15 protein-coding genes are annotated in these 16751 nt (G+C 73.9%); 11 read left to right on the top strand and 4 right to left on the bottom strand.

Features of this window, described 5'->3' with window-relative positions; all coding sequences use genetic code 11:
- Positions 1 to 17 precede the first annotated feature (17 nt).
- The 3 genes from AB0B20_RS19330 to AB0B20_RS19320 all read left to right on the top strand — a co-directional run bounded on the left by AB0B20_RS19330 (position 18) and on the right by AB0B20_RS19320 (position 3855).
- Positions 18 to 842 carry a metallophosphoesterase gene (locus AB0B20_RS19330; RefSeq protein WP_357472151.1) on the top strand — a complete coding sequence of 275 codons (825 nt, stop codon included), beginning with the start codon at positions 18 to 20 and terminating at the stop codon, positions 840 to 842.
- Entirely contained in the window at positions 839 to 1501 is a 663-nt protein-coding gene (locus AB0B20_RS19325; RefSeq protein ID WP_357472148.1) for a 4'-phosphopantetheinyl transferase superfamily protein, read from the top strand. The genes AB0B20_RS19330 and AB0B20_RS19325 overlap by 4 nt, the downstream gene beginning before the upstream one ends.
- Positions 1502 to 1593: 92 nt before the next feature.
- Complete coding sequence (locus tag AB0B20_RS19320; protein WP_357472145.1) at positions 1594 to 3855, top strand: catalase; 2262 nt, start codon at positions 1594 to 1596, stop codon at positions 3853 to 3855.
- A gap of 68 nt (positions 3856 to 3923) precedes the next feature.
- Here AB0B20_RS19320 and AB0B20_RS19315 read toward each other — a convergent pair whose 3' ends face one another.
- Both AB0B20_RS19315 and AB0B20_RS19310 read right to left on the bottom strand, forming a co-directional pair.
- On the bottom strand, positions 3924 to 4901 hold the full coding sequence (locus tag AB0B20_RS19315) for a DUF2804 domain-containing protein (RefSeq protein ID WP_357472142.1): 978 nt from the start codon (positions 4899 to 4901) through the stop codon (positions 3924 to 3926).
- 70 nt (positions 4902 to 4971) lie between these two features.
- The gene (locus AB0B20_RS19310; protein ID WP_194800849.1) at positions 4972 to 5730 is read right to left on the bottom strand and encodes a peptidylprolyl isomerase; all 759 of its coding nucleotides are present in this window, start codon (positions 5728 to 5730) and stop codon (positions 4972 to 4974) included.
- 216 nt (positions 5731 to 5946) lie between these two features.
- On the opposite strand from AB0B20_RS19310, the gene AB0B20_RS19305 reads away from it, so the two are divergent.
- The 5 genes from AB0B20_RS19305 (at position 5947) to AB0B20_RS19285 (ending at position 9655) form a co-directional block, all read left to right on the top strand.
- Positions 5947 to 7101: an RNA ligase RtcB family protein gene (locus AB0B20_RS19305; RefSeq protein ID WP_357472139.1), complete on the top strand. Its 1155-nt coding sequence runs from the start codon at positions 5947 to 5949 to the stop codon at positions 7099 to 7101.
- The gene (gene prfH / locus AB0B20_RS19300) at positions 7098 to 7703 is read left to right on the top strand and encodes a peptide chain release factor H (protein WP_357472136.1); all 606 of its coding nucleotides are present in this window, start codon (positions 7098 to 7100) and stop codon (positions 7701 to 7703) included. Before AB0B20_RS19305 ends, prfH begins: the two co-directional genes overlap by 4 nt.
- 130 nt (positions 7704 to 7833) lie before the next feature.
- Positions 7834 to 8172 (top strand): hypothetical protein, encoded by a 339-nt coding sequence (locus AB0B20_RS19295; protein WP_357390422.1) that lies wholly within the window; start codon positions 7834 to 7836, stop codon positions 8170 to 8172.
- On the top strand, positions 8169 to 8798 hold the full coding sequence (locus tag AB0B20_RS19290) for a hypothetical protein (RefSeq protein WP_357472133.1): 630 nt from the start codon (positions 8169 to 8171) through the stop codon (positions 8796 to 8798). The genes AB0B20_RS19295 and AB0B20_RS19290 overlap by 4 nt, the downstream gene beginning before the upstream one ends.
- Positions 8799 to 8827: 29 nt before the next feature.
- Positions 8828 to 9655 carry a DUF72 domain-containing protein gene (locus AB0B20_RS19285; protein ID WP_357472254.1) on the top strand — a complete coding sequence of 276 codons (828 nt, stop codon included), beginning with the start codon at positions 8828 to 8830 and terminating at the stop codon, positions 9653 to 9655.
- A 77-nt stretch (positions 9656 to 9732) separates the two neighbouring features.
- Here AB0B20_RS19285 and AB0B20_RS19280 read toward each other — a convergent pair whose 3' ends face one another.
- On the bottom strand, positions 9733 to 10518 hold the full coding sequence (locus AB0B20_RS19280) for a DUF3152 domain-containing protein (RefSeq protein ID WP_357472130.1): 786 nt from the start codon (positions 10516 to 10518) through the stop codon (positions 9733 to 9735).
- A 136-nt stretch (positions 10519 to 10654) separates the two neighbouring features.
- Here AB0B20_RS19280 and AB0B20_RS19275 point away from each other — a divergent pair, with 136 nt between their 5' ends.
- From AB0B20_RS19275 to AB0B20_RS19265, 3 genes are all read left to right on the top strand, one after another.
- Positions 10655 to 11158, top strand: a complete 504-nt coding sequence (locus tag AB0B20_RS19275; protein ID WP_357472127.1) for a SigE family RNA polymerase sigma factor — start codon at positions 10655 to 10657, stop codon at positions 11156 to 11158.
- Between the two features lie 5 nt (positions 11159 to 11163).
- Positions 11164 to 11883, top strand: a complete 720-nt coding sequence (locus AB0B20_RS19270) for a hypothetical protein (RefSeq protein ID WP_357472251.1) — start codon at positions 11164 to 11166, stop codon at positions 11881 to 11883.
- 443 nt (positions 11884 to 12326) lie between these two features.
- Positions 12327 to 13373: a zinc-dependent alcohol dehydrogenase family protein gene (locus tag AB0B20_RS19265; protein WP_357472124.1), complete on the top strand. Its 1047-nt coding sequence runs from the start codon at positions 12327 to 12329 to the stop codon at positions 13371 to 13373.
- Positions 13374 to 13435: 62 nt separating this feature from the next.
- On the opposite strand, the gene AB0B20_RS19260 is transcribed toward AB0B20_RS19265, so the two are convergent.
- Positions 13436 to 16666 carry an Ig-like domain-containing protein gene (locus tag AB0B20_RS19260; protein WP_357472121.1) on the bottom strand — a complete coding sequence of 1077 codons (3231 nt, stop codon included), beginning with the start codon at positions 16664 to 16666 and terminating at the stop codon, positions 13436 to 13438.
- Positions 16667 to 16751: the final 85 nt, after the last annotated feature.

Below are 16751 nucleotides of genomic sequence, written 5' to 3'. Positions count from 1 at the left end.
CTGGCAAGATCGGCCGGGTGACGGGTGCGCTGTACGCGGTCAGTGACCTCCACGTGTCGTACGCGGAGAACCGCGCGGTGGTGGACGGCCTGCGGCCGGAGACGGCGGACGACTGGCTGATCGTGGCCGGCGACGTCGGCGAGGTCTTCGCCGACGTCGAGCGGACGCTGCGGCTGCTGCGCGACCGGTTCGCCACTGTGGTGTGGGCGCCGGGCAACCACGAGCTGTGGACCCACCCGAACGACCCGGTGACGTTGCGCGGCGTGGCCCGCTACGACGCGCTCGTGGCGATGTGCCGCGAGCTGGGCGTGCTGACCCCGGAGGACGACTACCCGGTCTGGCGGGGCGCGGACGGGCCGGTCACCGTGGCACCGCTGTTCCTGCTCTACGACTACTCGTTCCGCGCCCCCGGCACCAGCACCAAGGAGGAGTCGCTGCGCAAGGCGTACGACGCGGGCGTGGTGTGCACCGACGAGATGCTGCTGCACCCCGACCCGTACCCGGACCGGGAGTCCTGGTGCTGGGCACGGCTGGAGGCGACCCGGCGGCGGCTGGAGGCCACCGACCCGGCGCTGCCCACCGTGCTGGTCAGCCACTGGCCGCTGGTACGCCAGCCCACCGACGTGCTCTGGTTCCCCGAGTTCGCCCAGTGGTGCGGCACCGACCGGACCGCCGACTGGCACGTGCGCCACCGCGCCGCCGTCGCGGTCTACGGCCACCTGCACATCCCGCGCACCACGCACTACGACGGGGTGCGGTTCGAGGAGGTGTCGCTGGGCTACCCGCGTGAGTGGCGGCGGCGCGGTGGCGAGCCGGCGCCGATGAAGCGGATCCTCGGATGATCGAGGCGTTGCTGCCGGCCGGGGCGCTGGCCGTCGAGGCGTTCACCGACGTGCCGGGCGAGGCGCCGTACCCGGGTGAGGAGGACCTGATCGCGCGCGCGGTGTCCGGCCGCCGCCAGGAGTTCGTCACGGCCCGCCGCTGCGCGCGGGAGGCGCTGGCCCGCCTGGGGTACGCCCCGGCGCCGATCCGTCCCGGTCCCCGGCGGGAGCCGGTGTGGCCGGCCGGGGTGGTGGGCAGCATCACCCACTGCTCCGGTTACCGGGCGGCGGCGGTGGCCCCGTCCGGCGCGCTGGCCGGGCTGGGCATCGACGCGGAACCGCACGAGCCGCTGCCCGACGGGGTGGCCGGCGCGGTCCTCACTGCGGGCGAGCCGGAGCGGCTGGCCGCGCTGCGCGCCGCCGACCCGGCGACGCACTGGGACCGGCTGCTGTTCAGCGCCAAGGAGTCGGTCTACAAGGCGTGGTATCCGCTGACCGGGCGCTGGCTCGGGTTCGAGGAGGCGGAGCTGACGTTCGACCGGGCCGGCCGGTTCACCGCCCGGATCCTGGTCGACGGCACCCGCGCCGACGGCGGGCCACCGCTGGACGTGCTGGACGGACGCTGGCTGGCCTCCGGCGGGCTGCTGCTCACCGCCGTGGCCGTGCCGCACCTACCCTGACCAGCGATCCTGCGATTGTTCCGGTTTGCCCGCCCTGACCTGGGGTACGGCGGAAGGGGCCTGGACATTTAGCCGTAGGAGGACAGGTCCTGATGGAATCCAGCAAGCCCGCCCAGATCGTCAAGGGTGTCGTCGAAGCCGCCGTCGAGAAGGTCGGCGACGCGCTGACTCCGGACGTGCCGGGCGCCCCCGGCAGCGCGCCACCACCGCTGGAGGAGCCGACCACCCCGCACGGGCCGCTGCCGCCCAAGGCCGAGCAGGGCGCGCCGGACACCCGGACCCCGACCGGCGCCGAGACCGGGGTGCCGAAGATCGCCAAGGGGCAGCAGGGCGCGTACCTCACCACCGCCAACGGGGCCCGGCTGCGGGACACGGACCACTCGCTCAAGGCCGGTCCGCGCGGCCCGGTCCTGCTCCAGGACCACCACCTGCGGGAGAAGATCACCCACTTCGACCACGAGCGGATCCCGGAGCGCGTGGTGCACGCCCGAGGCGCGGGCGCGCACGGCACGTTCGTGGCGTACGGCACCGCCGAGGAGGTGACCCGGGCCGGGTTCCTGAAGAAGGGCCGCGAGACGCCGGTCTTTGTCCGCTTCTCCACAGTGCTGGGCTCGCGCGGCTCGGCCGACACGGTCCGCGACACCCGCGGCTTCGCCACCAAGTTCTACACCGACGAGGGCACGTTCGACCTGGTCGCCAACAACATGCCGGTGTTCTTCATCCAGGACGCGATCAAGTTCCCGGACGTCATCCACGCCGGCAAGCCGCACCCGGATCGGGAGATCCCACAGGCGCAGAGCGCCCACGACACGTTCTGGGACTTCGTCTCGCTGCACACCGAGGCGCAGCACCACACCATCTGGAACATGTCCGACCGGGGCATCCCGCGGTCCTACCGGACCATGGAGGGCTTCGGCGTGCACACGTTCCGCATGGTCGACGAGGCCGGCGCGACGGTGCTGGTCAAGTTCCACTGGAAGCCGAAGCTCGGCGTGCACTCCCTGACCTGGGAGGAGGCGCAGCTCATCGGCGGCCTCGACCCCGACTACCACCGCCGCGACCTGTACGACGCGATCGAGGCCGGCGCGTACCCGGAGTGGGAGCTGGGCATCCAGGTCTTCCCGGACACGCCGGAGGAGACGTTCGCCGGGATCGACCTGCTCGACCCGACGAAGATCGTGCCGGAGGAGCTGGCGCCGGTGCAGCCGATCGGCAAGCTCACCCTGAACAAGACGCCGCGCAACTTCTTCGCCGAGGTCGAGCAGGTGGCGTTCCACGTCGGGCACCTGCCGCCGGGCATCGACGTGACGAACGACCCGCTGTTGCAGGGCCGCCTCTTCTCGTACGTGGACACGCAGCTCACCCGCCTGGGCGGGCCGAACTTCACCCAGATCCCGATCAACCGGCCGCACGCCGACGTCAACGACATGCTGCGCGACGGCTTCCACCAGCACGCGGTGCACGCCGGGGTGGCGCCGTACCGGCCGAACTCGCTCGACGGCGGCAACCCGTTCCCGGCCGGCGACCGCGAGCACGCGTTCGTGGACACGCCGGTGACTGTGGCCGAGGCGCCGAAGGTACGCGCCGCGCCAGCCTCCTTCGACGACCACTACAGCCAGGTACGCCTGTTCTGGCAGAGCATGTCGCCGGTGGAGAAGGAGCACATCATCCGGGCGTACACGTTCGAGCTGGGCAAGTGCTACCACCAGGCGATCAAGGAGCGGCAGCTCCAGTGCCTGGCAAACGTCGACCCGGTGCTGTGCGAGCAGGTGGCGATCGGCCTGGGCCTGCCCGTGCCGCAGCCCACGGTTCCGCTCGCGGAGGTGCAGCCCAGCCCGGCGCTGTCCCAGGTGGGCCGGGAGTGGCCGGCCGACGGCCGGATGGTCGGCATCGTCGTCGACGCCCAGGCCGACCTGGGCGACGTGCACGAGGTACGCCGGGAGGTGTTCGCCGCCGGCATGGTGCCGCTGCTGATCGCCGCGCACGGCGGCACCGTCGACGGGCTGCCGGTGCAGCGCACGTTCGCCACCGGCCGCTCGGTCGAGTTCGACGCGGTGCTGCTGGCCGGCGCACCGGCCCCGGCGCCGGACGCGCTGCCGGCCCGCGACGCCAAGGCCGGCGCTTCGGGCTCCCCGACCGTCGACCCGCGGGTGTTGCTGCTGGTCGAGGAGGCCTGGCGGCACGCCAAGGTGATCGGCGCCTGGGGCGCGGGCGCCGAGGTGCTGAACCAGGCCGGTGTCACCGGCACGCCGGGCGTGGTGACCGGCGGCTCCGGCGCCGAGGTGCTCGCCGAGGTGCAGCGGCTGATGGCGGCGCACCGGGTCTGGGAGCGGTTCCCGGCCTCGGTGGCCTGATCCCGAGTCGTGCGTGGGGCGGTCCCGGACGGGACCGCCCCACCTCGCTGTCCGCCCCCCGGGTGACGTCACCAGCGGTTGCGGGCCTCCTCGGCCCAGCCGACCAGGCCCTCGAGGTCCACGCGCTCGCCGTCGTCGGTCGCCGCCCAGCCGGTGAAGTGCCCGAAACACTGGTGCGTCTCCCCGGCCAGCACGAGCAGATTGGTACGCGCCACCCGCTCGTGGAACGGGTGGAACGTGACGTCGACCCGGTCGCCGGTGATCCGCCACGGCCGCAGCCAGTCGGTCCTGTCGTACGCCCAGGTCAGGTCCGCGCCGATCTTGTGCAGCCGCCCGTCCACGAAGACCGCGTTCTCGGTCGAGCCGGTGCCGTCGGTCCACTTCCCGCCGAGCTGGATCGCCCGGCCCGGTCCGCTGCCTGCCGCCCAGTTCCACCGCACCGCGTACCGCCACTTGCCCCGGCCGTGGTCGAGCGCCGCGTACGACCCCTCCCCCACCGGATAGGCGGTGCCGTCCACGGTGATCGTGCCGTGCACCGGCCGCCCGATGTCCTTGACCGTGTACTGGAACCGCCGGCTGCTCCACGGCACCACCACGCCCAGTGACTGGTGCCCCGGCGGCAGCGGCACTGTCAGGTCCACCTCGATGCCGGGCGCGGTGGCTCGCACCGTACTGCCGTCCGGGCCCTGGTCCACGGCGATGGTGAGCTTCCCGCCCCGGGCCCGGACCGGCCCGGCGCCGCTGACCGGCGGCAGCACCGTGCCCCGGGCCAGCGGCACCACCGCCTCCGCAGTGGTCTCCCGCCCGGTGGCCCGGTCGAGCAGGTAGAGGCTCTGCACCCCGGCGTAGTCAAGCGACGACGCGACCAGGCCGAGGATGTGCGTCGGGGTGACCACGCCCCAGTGCTCCCACCGCTTGGCCCGGCCCCAGCCCCGCAGGTTCGCCCGGTGCAGCGGCCGGCGGCTCCAGCCGACCGCGTCCGGGTTCAACCGCCCGTCCGGGCGGCACAGGTCGACCGGCTCGGTGATCTCCCGCTCATGCGTCATCGCCGCAGGTTACCGGCGACGGCGCGGGCCCGGCGGGCGGCCTGGACGGCCGTCCCGCCGGGCCGTCGCGTCAGCGGCCCTGCTTGGCGCGGCAGATCTCCACCGGCACCGCCGGGGCGCCGTCGACCGGAGCCGGGTCCTCCGGCGTGGGCGCGATGCCGCCGGCCGAGATCCGGTCCAGCGTGGCCAGCCCGGCCGCGTCGACCTGGCCGAACACGGTGTAGTTGGGGCGCAGCGCCGAGTCGGCCTGGACCAGGAAGAACTGGCTGCCGTTGGTGTCCGGGCCGGCGTTGGCCATGGCGAGGGTGCCCCGCGCGTACAGGCGGCGTACGCCCGTCGGGTCGGTCGGCGCGGGCGGCAGGTCGGTGGGCAGCTCGTCGCGGTAGCGGTAGCCCGGGCCGCCCTCGCCGGTGCCGGACGGGTCGCCGCACTGGAGCACTGTCAGCGTCGGGTACGCGGTGAGCCGGTGGCAGGGCGTCCGGTCGTAGAAGCGCTTGCGGACCAGGTGCAGGAAGCTCTGCACGGTGCACGGCGCCTGTTCGCGGTCCAGCGTCAGCCCGATCGGCCCCTGGTTGGTGCGCAGCGTGACCCGCACGGTGCCCCGGTCCGGCGTCCGGCGCGGGTCCGGCGGCAGCGGCACCGGACGGGCGGCCGGCTCGTCCGGCGTGGGCGTGTACGCGCACGGCCCCTTCGTGGGCGCGGGATCGGCCGGCGGCGCGGCGGTCGCGGCGACACCTGCGGCGGCGACGATCGTCGCGGCGGCCACGCTCACCCCGGCGAGACGGGCCAGCAGGGGTAAGGCGGCGTGCGTTCGGGTTTCGCTCGACACGGGGGTCCTCCCTGGACTCGTGGTACCAGAACGACCGGAGTCTATGGAGCGGGTGCGGCGATGTCGACGCGAACGCGTCGCGGGCCGAAAGTCGGTTGCCGCCCCGGGGCCGCCTCCGCGAGGCTGGGCGCATGACGTTCTGACGGACCGCACCCAGCTCGCAGGCCCTCGCCGCCTGCCGTTCCCGCCTCTCTTCTTCCGCAGAAACGAGCGTCTGTGTCCGCGTACCCCTCCGGGCGGGCCGTCGTGCCCGCCACCGTCTCCGTCTTCTCCTCCCCCGGCAGCTGGATCGAGTCCGCCGCGCTCGACCAGTGCCGCCAGGTCGCCGCCCTGGACGGCATGGCGCATGTCGCCGCCATGCCGGACCTGCACCCCGGCAAGGGCGCGCCGATCGGCGCCGCGATGTCCTCGACTGTGCTCTACCCGTTCCTGGTCGGCTCCGACATCGGGTGCGGGATCGCGGTGTTCCCGATCGCGCTGCGCCGGGCCGTACCGGAACGGCTCGCGGCCCGGTTCCCCGACCTGGACCGGGCGCTCGACCCGGACCGGGACGCCGACGACCCGGCCTGGTCGGTGCTGGACGGCGACGTGCCGGCCGGTCACCTCGACGGGCTCGGCACCGTCGGGCGCGGCAACCACTTCGTCGAGCTGGCCCGCGTCGGGCCGATCCTCGCGGCGGAGCACGCCACGCGGCTCGGGCTGGAGGCCGGTGACCTGGTGCTCGTGGTCCACTCCGGGTCACGCGGGCTGGGCGAGCGGATCCTGCGCGAGCACACCGAGGCGCACGGCGCCGGTCCCGCGCCCGACCCGGACGCCTACCTGGCCCGGCACGACGCCGCAGTGCGGTGGGGTTCGCTCAACCGGCGGCTGCTGGCCGCGCGGGTGGCGTACGCCCTCGGCGCCGAACCCACCGAGCCGGTCGTCGACCAGTGCCACAACCTGGTCGAGATCCGCGACGGGCGCTACCTGCACCGCAAGGGCGCGGCCCCGGGCGACGGCCGGAACGTGCTGATCGCCGGCACCCGGGGCACGCCCTCCTACCTGGTGGCCGCGCACGCCGGGGCGGACGCCGGCTACTCGGTGGCGCACGGCGCCGGGCGCAAGATGTCCCGCGCCGACGCGCTACGCCGGGGCCGGGCCAAGCACACCGTCGAGGAACTGCGGCGTACGCCTGTGGGCTCGGTAGTGGTGTGCGGCGACCGGCAGTTGCTGTTCGAGGAGGCGCCCACCGCCTACAAGCGCATCGAGCAGGTGATCGGCGACCTGGTGGCGCACGACCTCGCCACGCCCGTCACCACGACGGTTCCGCTTGTCACCTACAAGACGCCGGACGTGGGCCGCCGCGACGAGCGCCGGAAGGGCCGCCGGTGACCGAGCTGCTGCTGTCCGCCGGGCGCGGGCCCGCCGAGTGCGCGTGGGCGCTGGCCCGGCTGCTGTCCCGCCTGGAGGGCGAGGCGGCCCGGCGGGGCCTGCGTAGCGAGCGGGTCGAGACGGTGCCCGGCGACCGGACGGGCGCCTACCGGTCGGTGCTCCTGTTGATCACCGGCGCCGGGGCGGAGGCGTTCGCGGCCGGGTGGACCGGCACGCTCTGCTGGCAGGCGCCCAGCCCGTACCGGACGGGTCACGGCCGCAAGAACTGGTACGTCACCGCGCAGCCCTGCCGGACCGACGTGGTGGTCACGCCGTTCCACGAGGCCGACGTCGAGTTCGTGCCGTGCCGCACCGGCGGGCCGGGCGGTCAGCACCGCAACAAGGCGAGCACCGCCGTACGGGCCACGCACCGCCCGTCGGGCCGGACCGTGGTGGTGGACACCGAACGGCACCTGCACCTCAACCGGCGCATCGCCGTCGAGCTGCTGCGGCAGCGGATCGCCGCCGACGACGAGGCGGCCCGCCGGGCCGGCGCCGACGCCCGCTGGCGGGTCCACGACGACCTCGTGCGCGGCGACCCGGTGCGGGTGGAACGCCCGTGACCCCGCGCCGGGCCGGTCCGGCGCAACTGGTGACCTCGACCCGATCCGAGGCGTCTGACCGGCCCGGCTACCGTGGGCGCGGCAAGCGGGCGGGCTCGGCCCGCCGACGTGAGGCGCGCGAGGAGGACGGATGCGACGGAGAAGGACCGGCCCGGTGGCGGCGCTGGCGACACTGGCGCTCTCGGTCGCCTCCTGTGGCGGGGACGCCGGCACCGATCCCGAGACCTACCTCCGGGACGCGATGAGCGACGCCGTGTCGATCAAGCAGGACACCGGGCGGTTCCCCCGGGGCGTGAGCGATCTGCCGATCGGGGACTACGACGGCGTCGGCGTCGTCACGTTCGTCACGAACAACGACGCGTCGGCGCTCTGCGTGCAGCTGTCCGTGCCGGACGCCAAGTACAGCGCGTACTCCTCCGACCCCGGGCAGGTCGTCGACGGCGCCTGCGACATGGACCGCGTCCAGTGAACCCGCTCGTGCAGCGCTTCCGCGCCGTGGTCGCGATGTGGATCTTCGTCGGTGGAGGCGGCTTCCTGCTCGCCGGCCTCCTCGGTTTGGCGCTGCTGACCCAGACGGGCCCGTTCGCGGCCGCGTCGGCCTTCTCCGCCGACGCCGAGTTCGCTCCCGGCGCGGAGATCAAGATCAGTGACACCGGCGTACGTCCCGGCGACATCCTGATCCTCGCCACCCCGGCCACAGTGGACCCGGCCTCCGTCCGGTGCACCACGAAGAGCCGGGTCTACTCCACCGGCGAGCAGCGGAGCAGGGAGCTGACCGGGGCCCGGCCCGAGGGGACCGCGGCGGTGATGCGCGACCGCGGTGACCCGCGCCGGTTCACGCCGGTGCTGGTCACCGGCGGGGTCACCTGGATGGACACCGACTTCGTGAGCTGCACCGGTGACGGTGCTGAGGCGTTCGCGCTGACCACCGCCAAGGGCATCAAGAGTGACGGTTTCCGGCTCGGTACCGGACTGCTGCTCATGCTGCTCGCGCCGGTGTTCGCCGGGCTCGGCTGCCTCGCGCTGTACCTCACCCGCAAGTGGAACCGGGAGGCGCGGCTGCGCGGCGGATCGACGAACTGGCCCTACCGGTGACCGGGGCGCGCCTGCACGTCGGCTGCGCCATGTGGACACACAGGTCCTGGTCCGGCCGCTTCCTGCCGCACCCGCTGCCCGCGCACGAGCGGCTGCGCGCGTACGCCGGATGGTGCGACGCGGTGGAGGGCAACACCACGTTCTACGCGACCCCGGCCCGGGAGACGGTGGTGTCCTGGGCCGAGCAGACCGACCCGGGCTTCCGTTTCCTGCCGAAGCTGCCGAAGGTGGTCACCCACGAGCGCCGGCTCACCGGCGGCGAGGCGGAACTGCGGGCGTTCCTGCACGCGATCGAGCCGCTCGGCCCCCGGGCGGACACGCTCTGGATCCAGTTGCCCGGCTCGTTCGGCCCCGGCGACGTGCCCGACCTCGACCGGTTCCTGCGCACACTGCCCACCACCCACAGGTACGCCGTCGAGGTCCGCCACAGCGCCTTCTTCACCGAGCCCGGTGCGGTACGCGCGCTGGAGGCGACGCTGCACCGGGCCGGCGCCGAGTGGATCCCGTTCGACACCACGGCGTTCTTCCGCACGCCGCCGACGAGCGACGCGGAACGGGAGGCGTGGACGCGCAAACCGCGCCTCCCGCTGCGTACCCGGGCGCTGACCGACCGGCCGATCGTGCGCTACCTGGGTCGCGACGACCCGGCCCAGGCCGTCGAGGGCTGGCAGCCGTGGCTGGACGTGGTCACCGGCTGGCTGCGCGAGGGCCGCTCACCGACCGTGTTCGTGCACACGCCGGACAACGCGGACGCCCCCGAGCTGGCCCGCCGCTTCCACGACCAGGTCCGCGCGCGGGTGCCCGGCCTCGCGCCGCTGCCGGAACCGAAGCCGGTCGGCCCGGCCACGCTGTTTTGAGCCCCGAATGGGACCACCCCGCATCGCCCGGCCGCTGCCCGGCCCCCTGGCCGGGCGATGCGCGGGGCGCCCGCCGGTCAGCCCGGCCGGCCGCCCTCGGGCGGGGGCACCCGGTCGGCGTACGCGCCGGACGGTCCCGCGTACCGCTCGCCACGCAGGAACGGCAGCGGGTTCGGGGTGCACCCGTGCAGGCCGAGCGTCTGCTGCTGCATCACCGGCGCCGGACGGCCCCGCCCCGGGCAGCGTTCGTGCCCGTGGCCCAGGCGGTGACCGACCTCGTGGTTGACCACGTACCGCCGGTACGCGGCGAGGTCGCTGCCGTAGGCGGGTGCGCCACGCACCCAGCGGGCCACGTTCACCACCACCCGGCTCCCGTTACGGCAGGACGTGTACCCGTCCGGCCCGTCCCCGCACAGGTCGTCGCGCGTACCCGGGGTGGCGAGGTGGACGGTGAAGTCGGCGGGCCCGCGTGCGCCGACCCGGCGCAGGGTGAGCTGTCCGTCGGTGGTCCAGCCACCCGGGCCGGTGAGAATGGCGGTGACCTGCGAAGCGAACTCGGCCGCCGACAGGCCGGTCACGTCCCGCTCCACCGCCACCCGGTAGCGCAGCAGCCGGCCCGTACCCCCGGAGGTCGCCGGCTCGGCGGCGGCGAACCGCCACCCGCCGCCGCCGTGGGCGGGATAGCCGATCGGCGCCGGCCGGGGCCGGGCGGGCGCCGCCGTCGTCACGGCCGGTGTGGCGGCGGACGGTCCGGGCGGCGCGGCGGCGGGCTGGTCGGCCGCCGCCGGCGCGCAGCCGGCCAGCGACACCGCCAGCACGATCACGGCGGCGCCGCCGCGCGTCCGTTCCACGGTCCTGGTCATCTCGTCTCCCCTCGGCGCCCGGTCTCGGGCGCAGCGATGAGGACGGGTGACCAGTCACCGAAGTTGGTCCGGCGGGGACTCAACCTTTTGCCCGTCCCGCCCGTCACTACCGGGGTGAGAGGGGCAGAAGGCCGGCATGGCCCGGGGTGACGCGGAGTTCGTCGAGTTCGCGCGGGCGTCGTCCGCGCGGCTGACGCACGCCGCCTTCCTCATGACCGGCAACCACCACCACGCCGAGGACGCCGCGCAGACCGCGCTGGTGCGCACGTACGCGTCCTGGTCCCGGATCCGCAACGGCGACCCGTACGGATACGCCCGGTCGGTGCTGGTGAACCACCTCATCGACAGCTGGCGACGGCCGATCCGCGAATATCCGAGCGACGACCTGCCGGAGCGGCGCGGCGGTGACCTGGCCGAGGAGGTGGCGACCCGGCGGTGGCTGGTCACCGCGCTCGCCACGCTCACCGCGCGCGAACGCGCCGTCGTCGTCCTACGTCACTACTTCGACCTGCCGGAGGCCCAGGTGGCAAACGAACTCGACGTATCGGTCGGCACCGTCAAGAGCACCGCGTCCCGGGCGCTGGGGAAGCTGCGTACCGCCGGTCTGTCCGCGCCGCGACCGCAGGAGACGTGCCGGTGACCGAGATGGACGAGCTGCGCCGCGCGATGCGGGCCACCGAGCGGGCCGACGGCCTGGACATCACGGACATCATGCGCCGGGGACGCCGGCTGCGCCGACGCCGCCGGATCGGCGCCGGGGTCGCGGCGACGGTGGCGGTGATCGCGGTGGCCGTCGGCGTCGACGTCGTGGCGCCGCGGCCCGGCCCGCCGCACGCCCCGGCCGGGGAGCCGGTCGCCACCGCGTCCGCCGGCACTCCCCCGCCCACGCCGGCCGCCGTGCCGGCACCGACCGAGGCCCCACCGCGACCGCTCGGAACCGTCGTCGGCAGCGGCATCCGGTACGGCGCCGACGAGCGCGTGTTCTTCATGGTCCCGGTCGAGTTGCCGCGAGTGCCCGGCGTGACGATCGGCCTGGTCGCCGGCCGGCGCACCCCGGACGGTCGCCTGACCTCCGACTTCCTGGTCAACGACGTGTCCGGCAGCGACCGCCGGCCGGGGTTCCACGAGATCGGGTACGACCAGCAGCGGGTGCCCGCCGACGCGCCGGTGCCGACGTTCGGCTACTTCGTCGGCCCGGCGGCGCGCATCGTCGGGACGGTCGACGGCCACCAGGTCGAGGCGAAGCTGGTCCGGTGGAGCGAGGACCCCCAGGTGATGATCTTCTGGTTCGACCCGACGACCCTCACCCCCGGCACCCCCCTGGACGGCATCACCGCCCACACATCCCAGGGCCGCCGCCTATAGCCCACTCCCCCTCCCTCCCCTCTCTCCCCCGTCTCCCCCGTCTCCCCCGGTGATCAAGGAGTTTGCGGGCTGACACCGCCCTGACGAGGACACAAACTCCTTGATCACCAGCATGAGACCCATCCCGCACCGGCGACCCGAGCGACCGGTAGATCTTGGTACGAATCGGCCCCCATGGGGGCCTTTTCGTACCAAGATCTACGGCGCTCCCGGGATACGGACCAGGGTTCCCAGGTGATGGGAGAAGCGACAGGCGGGGACCGGCCCCTCTCCGGCGATCTTGCGCTTTCTGCCCGGGCAGACAGGACATTCACGACATCGGCGGGGCAGCAAGTGCAAGATCGCCGAGAGCAGGGGACCGGGAGCCGGGGCGAGGGCGGGAGGGGCGCGGAGGGCGGGAGGGGTGCGGAGGGCGGGAGGGGGCGGGTGTGAGGATCGGGGGTATGCGCGCTGTGGTGTTCGAGCGGTTCGGGGGGCGGCCGGAGGTCCGGGAGGTGGACGATCCGGCGCCGGCGCCGGACGGGGTGGTCGTCCGGGTCGGCGCGACCGGCCTGTGCCGCAGCGACTGGCACGGCTGGCAGGGCCACGACCCGGACATCCGCGTGCCACACGTGCCGGGGCACGAGTTCGCCGGCGTCGTCGTGGCCGTCGGCGCGGACGTACGCGGCTGGCGGCCCGGCGACCGGGTGACCGCGCCGTTCGTCTGCGCGTGCGGGCGGTGCCCCTCGTGCCTGGCCGGCGACCAGCAGGTCTGCGAGCGGCAGACCCAGCCGGGCTTCACCGGATGGGGCTCGTTCGCCGAGCTGGTCGCGGTGCGGCACGCCGACGTCAACCTGGTCCGGCTGCCGGACGAGCTGGACGAGGCCGCCGCCGCCGCGCTCGGCTGCCGGTTCGCCACCGCGTTCCGGGCCGTCGTCGCGCAGGGCCGGGTCGCGGCGGGCGAGTGGGTGGCGGTGCACGGCTGCGGCGGCGTCGGCCTGTCCGCCGTCATGGTCGCGGCGGCGAGCGGGGCGCGGGTGGTGGCGGTGGACGTATCACCCGGCGCGCTGGAGCTGGCCCGCCGCAGCGGCGCCGCGGTCTGCCTGGACGCGAGCGCGTTCGAGGGCCCGGGCGAGGTGGCCGCCGCGATCCGGGAGGCCACCGGCGGGGGCGCCTATCTCTCGCTGGACGCGCTGGGCAGTCACGCCACCTGCGTCGCGTCGATCGAAGGGCTGCGCCGGCGCGGCCGGCACGTGCAGGTCGGGCTGCTGCCCGCCGCGCAGGGCCGGCCCGCGCTGCCGATGGACCTGGTGATCGCGTACGAGCTGGAGCTGCGGGGCAGCCACGGCATGCCGGCGCACGCGTACCCGGAGATGTTGCGGCTGGTCACCGCCGGGGTGCTGCGCCCGGCCGAGCTGGTCACCCGCGTCATCGACCTGGCCGAGGCGCCGGATGCGCTGGCCACCATGGACCGGCCGGCCGCCGCCGGGATGTGCCTGATCCGTCCCTGAGACGGGCACGGGCCGGTCCGCGCCGGGAGTCCCGGCGCGGACCGGCCCGCGAGGCCGTCCGGTCAGTCGGTGACGGTCACCGTGACGGTACGGGGCGGCTGCTGGTACTGCCCCCTGTTGTCCATGCCACGGATCGTCACCGTGTACGTGCCGGCCGGGATCACCGGCGACGTGTACGCGAAGTTGGACCCCGGCGATCCCGGGCTGGTGAGGAACGTGGCGATCCACGGCCAGCTGGTCGGCGCGCCCGCGCGGCCGAACGTGCCGGCCGAGTTCATGCCCTGACCGGCGCTGTTGCCGATCTGCACCTCGACCTTCTGCATCCCGCCGTCGTCCACCGCCCGGCCGGTGATCACGATCCGGCCGCCGGTGTACGCCTGACCCTCGACCGGCGTGATGCTCGGCTCCAGCGTCGGGTCGGTGTCACCCGGGTAGACCAGGTAACGGGCGGTAGCGCCGCTTGTCGAGTTGTCCTGCTGGCCGGCCGTGTCCACGGCCCACGCCTCCACGCTGTACGTGCCCCGCGTGGGCAGGTCGATCGAGAGCGTGAACGGCGTGCTGGTCGCGCCCGGCGAGGCGAGCGTGGCGTCGACTGTGGCGAACGCGGCGGCCATGGTGCCGTTGGGCTGCACGTACCGGCCGGTGTCCAGGTCGCGCAGCGCGATCCGGACCGCCCGGACGCCCTTGTCGTCGGTCGCCGTGCCGGCCAGGTCCAGGTGCAGCTGGTCGATGTCCTGGTTGGTGCCGGTGAAGCTGAGCAGCCCGTTCGGGAAGGCGTCGCCGGGCACCTGCGCGGTGACGGTGAGCCGGCCCATGTTGGTGCTGGACGTGGTGAGGCCGAGCTTGTCCGTCGCCCGTACCCGGAAGTCGTAGACACCGGGGGTGAGCGGCACCGTGGTGAACGACCAGTCGAACGTCGCGGCGTCGAGGTTGGTCGGCGAGATCCGGTGGTAGCCGGCGACCGAGTCGGCGCCCCACGTGCCGTCGCTGGCGAGCGCCTCACGGGTGGTGTTGTTGCGCAGGTAGATCTCGACCGACTTCAGGTCGTCGTCGTCGCGCGCCGTGCCGGCGAACGTGACGGTGCCGCCGGGCGCGACGGTGAACGGCGCCGGGTTGCCCGGCGGGGTCATCGCCACAGGCGAGGTGATCGCCACTGTCGGCGGTACGCCGGTGGCCGAGACGGTCCAGTCGCGGGTGTCACCGCGCAGGTCGCTCTGCCCGCTCGTGTCGACGGCGGTGGCGGTCATCTTCCACTGGCCCTCGGTCGGCAGCGTGACCTCGTACTGCCAGGTGGCGGACTTCGCGCCGATCACGTCCGGCTCGCCGCGGAAGGTGTTGTAGACGGCGGCGACGGTGCCGTCGTCCTGGAGGTACCTGTTGTCCGGGGTGCGGAACGAGTAGATCAGCGAGTTGACGCCCTTGTCGTCGGTGGCGGTGCCGGAGGCCACGAACGTCTGCGTGGCGACCAGGCCGGCCGACGGCGAGCTGATCCGGGTCGTCGGGGGCAGGTCGTCGAAGCGGAACGCCTCGATCTTCTTGACCGCCTTCGTGGTGTCGCCGGCGCCGTTGCGGTCGAACGTCTTGGCCTGCAACTGGTAGACCCCGGCGGGCAGCGTCACCGGCAGGCTCCACGTGGTGGAGGTGGCGTTCGGCACGGCGACAGTCGTGTTGATCGCCTTGAACGCGCCCCAGGTGGTCAGGTCGGCCTGGAGGTACTTGCCGCTGGTGCGGTCCTGGATCTCCAGCTGGACGCGGGCCACGCCGGCCGGGGCGAGCGCCTGGCCGCTGATGGTGAACGACTCGCCGGCCGGCTTCACCGCGCCCTCGATCGGCGTGGTGACTGTGGTGTCCAGCGCCGCCGGCTTGGGCTCCTTGGAGAGGTCGAAGAAGGCCACCCGGCCGGTGGTCTTGCCGCCCTTGACGTTGCCGTCGCCGCCGACGAGCAGGCCGCGCGAGGTGGCGAGCATCGCCTTCTCGCCCTCGTACGAGTTGGAGCCGGGGTTCCACTCCAGCGCGGTGCCGGTGAGCGGGTCCAGCGCGCCGATGTGGTCGCGGCGGACCACCTGGTCGCCGAGACCGTAGCCGCTGAGCCCCTGGCCGGTGCCGTAGCCGACGTTGTCCAGGCCGGGCCACGGCACGTTCGAGGTGGGCGACTCCTGCCAGCTGAAGTGGCCGCCGACGTAGACGGCGGTGTCGGTGATCGCCACCGAGTAGATGCTGTCGAAGTGCCGGGAGATCCAGAGCGGCTCGACGTTGTCGTTTCCGGTCAGCGAGTACGCGATGGCGGTGTCGTTGATCGGCGGACGGTCGCCGCCGGAGCCGCTGGTGACCACGAAGTACGAGTCGTCCGGCGCGATGTCACCGGCGAAGACGCGCTGGATGCCGCCGACGAAGGAGAGGTTGTCCTCCCACAGCCGGGTACGCCACGGCAACAGCGCCTTGCTGGCCGTACCGATGAGCGCCACACCGTAGCGGTCCTGGCCGGCGATCTGGCGGCCGGTGTGCACGACGAGCAGCTTGGTGCGGTCGTGGGTGAGCTTGAGCTGCTGCACGGTGAGCATGCCGCCGACGCCGATGCCGCCGGTGAGCGGCAGGTTGAAGCCGGTGTCGACGGCGCCGGTGGTGGGGTTGAGCGCGGCCAGGCCGCTGCGGCTGACCCCGTTGACGGTGGCGAACTGGCCGCCGACGTAGACGGCGTTGCCGCTGACCGCGAGCGCGGTGGCCCGCGCGTTGGCGGTGGCGGTGAACGCGGCGACCGGCGCGCCGGTGGTCGGGTTCAGCCGGGCGATCTTGCGCTTGGTCACGCCGTTGATCGTGTTGAACGAGCCGGCGATGTAGAGCGACGAGCCGTCCGGCGACGCCTCCACGGCGGCGACCGCGCCGTCGATGACCGGCTTGAACCCGGTGTCCACCTTGCCGGTGTCCAGGTTGTACGACGCCAGCGACCGCTGCGCGATCGCGGACCCGCCGACGTTAGCGATCGAGGTGAACGTGCCGGCGATGAAGACGCGGTTGCCGATCACCTCGATGTCGGTGATCTCGCCGTTGGTGATCCGCGGCGTGTCGGTGCGGGGCGTGGTCGGCATCAGCCGGGTGTCCCCGGGGGTGACCAGCGCACGGGTCGCGGTCGTACGCGCGGCGCCGAGCGCGGCGCTGCTGCCCGTCGCCTGGGCGCCGGCGTGTCCGGCCACGCCGGCGTCCCGCACGACGACGGTGCCGGCCAGCGCCGGTACTCCCGCCACCACGACCGCGCCGGCGGCGACCACCGCCACCGCGCGAAGCCAAACTCGCATCGAGTCAACTCTCCCTGTCCGCCGGGACGGCCCTCCCGGGTGATTCCCGGGTCCCCTCGTCCGCGTGCCGGACGTCACCGTAGGA

The sequence above is a fragment of the Micromonospora sp. NPDC049151 genome, from assembly GCF_040648395.1.
Lineage (GTDB): Bacteria > Actinomycetota > Actinomycetes > Mycobacteriales > Micromonosporaceae > Micromonospora.
The sequence above is the reverse complement of the archived record's forward strand: the minus strand, read 5'-3'. Positions and strand labels throughout refer to the sequence as shown.

Coding starts and splice junctions, on each gene's coding strand:
- AB0B20_RS19325 (WP_357472148.1), top strand. CDS start 839: ATGATCGAGGCGTTGCTGCCGGCCGGGGCGCTGGCCGTCGAGGCGTTC.
- AB0B20_RS19320 (WP_357472145.1), top strand. CDS start 1,594: ATGGAATCCAGCAAGCCCGCCCAGATCGTCAAGGGTGTCGTCGAAGCC.
- AB0B20_RS19315 (WP_357472142.1), bottom strand. CDS start 4,901: ATGACGCATGAGCGGGAGATCACCGAGCCGGTCGACCTGTGCCGCCCG.
- AB0B20_RS19295 (WP_357390422.1), top strand. CDS start 7,834: ATGCGACGGAGAAGGACCGGCCCGGTGGCGGCGCTGGCGACACTGGCG.
- AB0B20_RS19285 (WP_357472254.1), top strand. CDS start 8,828: ATGTGGACACACAGGTCCTGGTCCGGCCGCTTCCTGCCGCACCCGCTG.
- AB0B20_RS19280 (WP_357472130.1), bottom strand. CDS start 10,518: ATGACCAGGACCGTGGAACGGACGCGCGGCGGCGCCGCCGTGATCGTG.
- AB0B20_RS19275 (WP_357472127.1), top strand. CDS start 10,655: ATGGCCCGGGGTGACGCGGAGTTCGTCGAGTTCGCGCGGGCGTCGTCC.
- AB0B20_RS19270 (WP_357472251.1), top strand. CDS start 11,164: ATGGACGAGCTGCGCCGCGCGATGCGGGCCACCGAGCGGGCCGACGGC.
- AB0B20_RS19265 (WP_357472124.1), top strand. CDS start 12,327: ATGCGCGCTGTGGTGTTCGAGCGGTTCGGGGGGCGGCCGGAGGTCCGG.
- AB0B20_RS19260 (WP_357472121.1), bottom strand. CDS start 16,666: ATGCGAGTTTGGCTTCGCGCGGTGGCGGTGGTCGCCGCCGGCGCGGTC.